This window comes from uncultured Caldilinea sp. (assembly GCF_937128415.1).
Classification (GTDB): Bacteria; Chloroflexota; Anaerolineae; order Caldilineales; family Caldilineaceae; genus Caldilinea.
Genome location: NZ_CAKZMJ010000082.1, coordinates 1 through 5,000 on the forward strand (window position 1 = coordinate 1; position 5,000 = coordinate 5,000).

General features: G+C 60.1%; 4 protein-coding genes (1 of these 4 running past the window's edge). All 4 read left to right on the forward strand.

Annotated features, from left to right (window positions below; translation table 11 throughout):
* The first annotated feature begins 336 nt into the window (after positions 1-336).
* On the forward strand, positions 337-1,506 hold the full coding sequence (locus Q0367_RS15455; RefSeq protein ID WP_298983305.1) for a glycosyltransferase family 1 protein: 1,170 nt from the start codon (positions 337-339) through the stop codon (positions 1,504-1,506).
* Positions 1,507-1,540: 34 nt separating this feature from the next.
* The gene (locus Q0367_RS15460) at positions 1,541-2,047 is read left to right on the forward strand and encodes a histidine phosphatase family protein (RefSeq protein ID WP_298983307.1); all 507 of its coding nucleotides are present in this window, start codon (positions 1,541-1,543) and stop codon (positions 2,045-2,047) included.
* A 321-nt stretch (positions 2,048-2,368) separates the two neighbouring features.
* Positions 2,369-3,142 carry an ABC transporter ATP-binding protein gene (locus tag Q0367_RS15465; RefSeq protein ID WP_297638577.1) on the forward strand — a complete coding sequence of 258 codons (774 nt, stop codon included), beginning with the start codon at positions 2,369-2,371 and terminating at the stop codon, positions 3,140-3,142.
* On the forward strand, positions 3,139-5,000 hold the 5' portion of the coding sequence (locus tag Q0367_RS15470; RefSeq protein ID WP_297638574.1) for an AMP-binding protein. The gene runs 61 nt beyond the window's last position; the window shows 1,862 of its 1,923 coding nt (coding positions 1-1,862); the start codon lies at positions 3,139-3,141; its stop codon lies beyond the right edge, outside the window. Before Q0367_RS15465 ends, Q0367_RS15470 begins: the two co-directional genes overlap by 4 nt.

Genomic DNA, 5,000 nt, shown 5'->3' on the forward strand with positions numbered 1-5,000 from the left:
AACGTGCGGCTGCGAGCCGCACGTTCTCCTCCCTCTCTCCCAGCATTGGGAGAAGGGGCCAGGGGGTGAGGGCCGCAACACCCATCACTGTGTAACTTCTATGGAATTTGCGGCGCTTCCTCAAGAGCATAATTGAGCGGAGACATTGTAGCAAGTCATTGTTAACGTTCATTGTTAACGTTCCCCGTGAACGTTCAATATAAACGTTCGAGCGTTCTTGAAATTCATTCTATGGCGGCCCGCTCCGCTTGTGATAAGATTGCGCTGATCGGCGAGTGCAATGCAGCGATGAAGATCGCGCAACGGATGAATCATGGCTTTTGGGCGGGGAAACCTATGCGAATCGCCATTTTCACGGAGACTTTTCTGCCCAAGATCGACGGCATCGTGAGCATTCTATGCCTGCTGTTGCAACGTCTGCAAGAGCAAGGACACCAGGTCATTTTATTTGGCCCTCCCGGAGGACCCAAGGAATATGCAGGAGCGGAAATCGTCGGCGTCGGCGGCCCGCGCTTGCCCTTTTATCCGGAGCTGCGCATCAATATCCCACGGCGTTTTGTCTGGGAAAAGCTCCAGGCCTTTCAGCCAGAGCTGATTCACGTCGTCAATCCGGTGATCCTCGGCCCTTTTGGTCTCTCCTACGCGCGCCGGCTCAAGGTGCCGACGGTCGCCTCCTATCACACCGACCTGCCCCGTTACGCGCAATTTTATGGCTTCGGCTTCGTCGTTCCCATCGTCTGGTCGTATCTGCGCATCTTGCACAATCAGGCCAGCGTCAATCTATGTCCTTCAACGACGGTTCGCAGCGAACTGCGACAGCATGGCTTTCGCCGCGTGCGCTGGTGGAAGCGCGGGATCGACACCGACCTGTTCACGCCCGGTGAGGCAAAGCCGGAGGTGCGCAACTGGCTGACCGATGGTCATCCTGACGACTTTCTCGTCATCAATGTTGGGCGACAGGCGCCGGAAAAGCAGCTTGAACTGCTGCGGGAGACGCTCTTCCCGGCGCAAGGGGTTCGTCTTGCCCTGATCGGCGACGGCCCCAGCCACCAGCGCCTGCGCAAGGTCTTCGCCGACACGCCGACCGTGATGACAGGGTATCTGCGCGGCCAGGCCTTGGTGGAGGCTTATCGCGCCGCCGACGCCTTTATTTTTCCATCGACGACGGAGACCTTCGGGCTGGTGGCGTTGGAGGCCATGGCCTGTCGGCTGCCGGTCATCGCGGCGCGCACAGGCGGCGTGCTGGACACCGTGATCGACGGCTACAACGGCCTCTTCTACGATCCGGAGCGTCCTCACGAAATGCGAGCGCTGATCGAACGGCTGCGCGACAACCCACAGCTTCGCAATAGACTGGCCGAAAATGCGCTTGCGCATGCGCGCAGCCGCTCCTGGCGGGCGACCATGGATCAGCTGGTGGACTACTATCGCGCAGCTGTGCGCGTCTTTCGGCTGACCTCTTTTCAACCGGCGAATTCTCAAGCGACAAACATGGCTTCCCCTTGAAATCTCATTCCAGGCAGCATTGTGGAGGCGCTCTATGAAATACATCACTCTCTGGCGACACGCTAAAGCTGAACGACCTGAACACTATGCGAATGATTTTGACCGTCCGCTCACCGACCGTGGTCGCAAGGACGCAGCGCGCATGGCCGCATTGATTGCGCGACTGGACCCTCCGATTGACTCGCTGTTGAGCTCCCCTTCTGCGCGCACGGCGCAAACCGTGGAGGCGTTGCTCGGCCAGCTTAATGGCAAAGTCAAGCCCATCTGGCAAGAGTCCATCTACCTGGCTTCGGCGGAGACCTTGCTCGCCCTGCTGCAAAATCTGCCGGAGGAGCTGGAGCACGTGGCGCTCGTCGGTCATAACCCTGGCATGGAGGAGCTGACGTCCGGGTTGTGCGGCCCGGCGCCGGAAACCATTTTCGTGCGCCTCCCCACGGCGGCTGTGGCCCACATTGCGGCGGACGTTCCGCAGTGGAATGTGTTGCGCTGGGGCTGCGGGCAACTGAAGTTGCTGGTTCCCCCCAAAGCGCTCCGAGGGTAGTGAACGATGTGGGGGCGCACTCCTCTAGCAGGCCGGCATATACGCTGCGCCGCCGATCAGGCTGCCCAACCCTACTGAGGAGAACGTCCCCTGTAGGCAAGTGCACGGTTGGGAGTGGCATCCACGTTTTTGATAGCCACAGCAGCGCCTGACAGCTTTTTCACAGTTTGCATCGACGCGCCAGCCTGTGGTATGCTTTGCCTCGCTCCAAATTCCTGGTCGATTCAATTGAGCTAACTATTAGAACAGCGTCTAGAACAGCGTCGACGGCCGATCCATAGCTGCTCTGTTCGGCGCATTGTCTCACAACCACGCACGAGCATGTCCGATCGCAATCCAATGCTGCGCGTCGAAGATGTCTCTTTGAGTTTCGGCGGCGCAACCGTGTTAAACCAGGTGAGCTTCGACGTTGCTCCCCATGAGATTTTTGCCATCATCGGGCCGAACGGCGCGGGCAAGACGTCGATGCTCAACTGCATCAGCGCGTTTTATCGCCCCCAGCAAGGACGGATCCTTTTTGAGGGCCATGATCTTGTGAAAACGCCGACGCATCAGATTGCGCGCCTGGGCATTGCGCGCACCTTTCAGAACATTGCGCTCTATACAGGGTTGACCACACTCGAAAATCTGATGGCGGCGCGCCATATTCACATTAAAGAGAACGCGCTCGCCAGCGCCCTCTACTGGGGACCTGCCCAACGGGAGGAGATTCGGCACCGCCGCGTCGTCGAAGAAATCATGGACTTTCTCGAAATCGCCCACATTCGCAAGGCCGTCGTCGGCGCGTTGCCCTACGGGCTGCGCAAACGCGTGGAGCTCGGGCGCGCCCTGGCGCTGGAGCCGAAATTGCTGTTGCTTGACGAGCCGATGGCCGGCATGAACATTGAAGAGAAAGAGGACATGGCGCGCTTCATCCTCGACGTGCACGAGCGACGCGGCGTGACCATCATTCTCATCGAGCACGATATGGGGCTGGTGATGGACATCTCCCATCGCGTGCTCGTGCTCGACTTTGGCAGCAAGATCGCCGAAGGCTCGCCGGATGAGGTGCGCAACAATCCCGCCGTGATCCGTGCATATCTCGGTCAGACATGATGGAAACACCGCAGACGATTCCCCAATATTTTCTTGCACGCGTGCGCCAATACGGCGCAGGCAAAGTGGCGCTGCGCCAGAAAGAGTTCGGCATCTGGCAAGAATTCACCTGGCAAGATTCCTATGAGCAGGTGCGCGACATTGCGCTGGGGCTGCTCGAGATGGGCATGCAACGCGGGGATCGCGTGGCCACCGTCGGCGACAACGACCGTTTCTATCTCTGGGCGTATTTAGGGCTGCTGGCGGTGGGCGGCGTTCAAGTCGGCCTTTACACCGATGCACGCGGCGATGAAATCGCCTACATCGTCGATCACAGCGATGCGGCGTTTGTCTTCGCCAAGGATCAGGAGCAGTGCGATAAGCTGCTGGACGTCCGTGAACGCCTGCCCAAGGTGCGGCGGGTCATCTACTGGGACGATCGCGGCCTTTGGAACTATCGGGAGCCCTGGCTGATCTCTCTGGAAGAAGTGCAGGCGCTTGGCCGGAAACGGCGCGAACGAGAGCCGGAGCGGTTCGAGCAGGAGGTGGCCGCCGGGCGCGGGGATGATCTGGCTATTCTCTGCTACACGTCAGGCACCACCGGACTGCCCAAAGGCGCCATGCTCACGCACGCCAACATGATCTACGCCACCGAAGCGTTTCACAAGGTGGACCCTCGCTACGACACCGACAATCACGTTAGCCTGCTTCCGCTCGGCTGGATCGCCGAGCACGTGCTCGGCGTCGCGCCGCACGTGATGTTCGGCATCATCATGAACTTCCCCGAAGCGCCGGAGACGGTGCGCGCCAACGTGCGCGAAATCGCGCCGGAAGGCATCCTCTATAACTCTCGCCTCTGGGACAACCTGGTCGGCATGGTGCAGGTCAAGATCAACGAGGCGAGCTGGTTCTACCGCCAACTCTACCGATGGTTTCTGCCCATCGGCTATCAGGTCGCCGACCGGCGCATCACCGGTCAACCGGTCAGCTTGGGGCTCAACCTGCTCTATCGGCTCGGCGATCTCTTGCTCTTTGCGCCGCTGCGCGACCAGTTGGGGTTCTCGAGGCTACGCTCCGCCTACACGGCCGGCGCCGCGCTCAGCCCCGACGCCATGCGCTTCTTTCATGCCCTGGGCGTCAACCTGAAGCAAATCTATGGCTCCACGGAGGTTTCAGGCGGCGCCACAGTGCACCGGGACAACGACATCAAGTTCGCCAGCGTCGGCAAGCCCGCGCCGGGGATCGAGGTGCGCATCGCCGAGGACGGCGAAATTCTGATCGGCGGCCCCAACGTCTTTCAGGGCTATTACAAAGACCCGGAAGCCACCGCCAAGGCGCTGCTGGTCGATGAGCAGGGGGTGCGCTGGTTCCGCACCGGCGACGCCGGTTACCTCGACCCGGACGGCCACATCATCTATTTAGATCGCGTCAAAGACATGGTGACGCTCGCCAACGGCGAACGCTTCTCGCCGCAGTTTATCGAGGGTCGTCTCAAATTCAGCCCCTACATTCGCGATGTGATGGCGGTCGGACAGAACCGCGATTTTGTCACTGCGTTGGTCATCATCGACTTCGAGAACGTCGGCAACTGGGCGGAAAAGCAAGGCATCAGCTACACCACCTTCCTGGACCTCTCGCAGAAACCCGAAGTGTATGAGCTGATCGCGCGCTCGGTGCGCGAGGTCAACGCCAGCTTGCCGCCAGCCGCCCGCGTTCGTCGCTTTGTGTTGATGCACAAGGAGTTCGACGCCGATGAGGCCGAGATGACGCGCACGCGCAAATTGCGCCGCGGCTTTCTGGCGCAACGCTACGGTCAGATCGTGGAAGCGATGTATTGTGGAGCCGACGCTGTGCATGTGCAGGCGCCGGTGCGCTATCA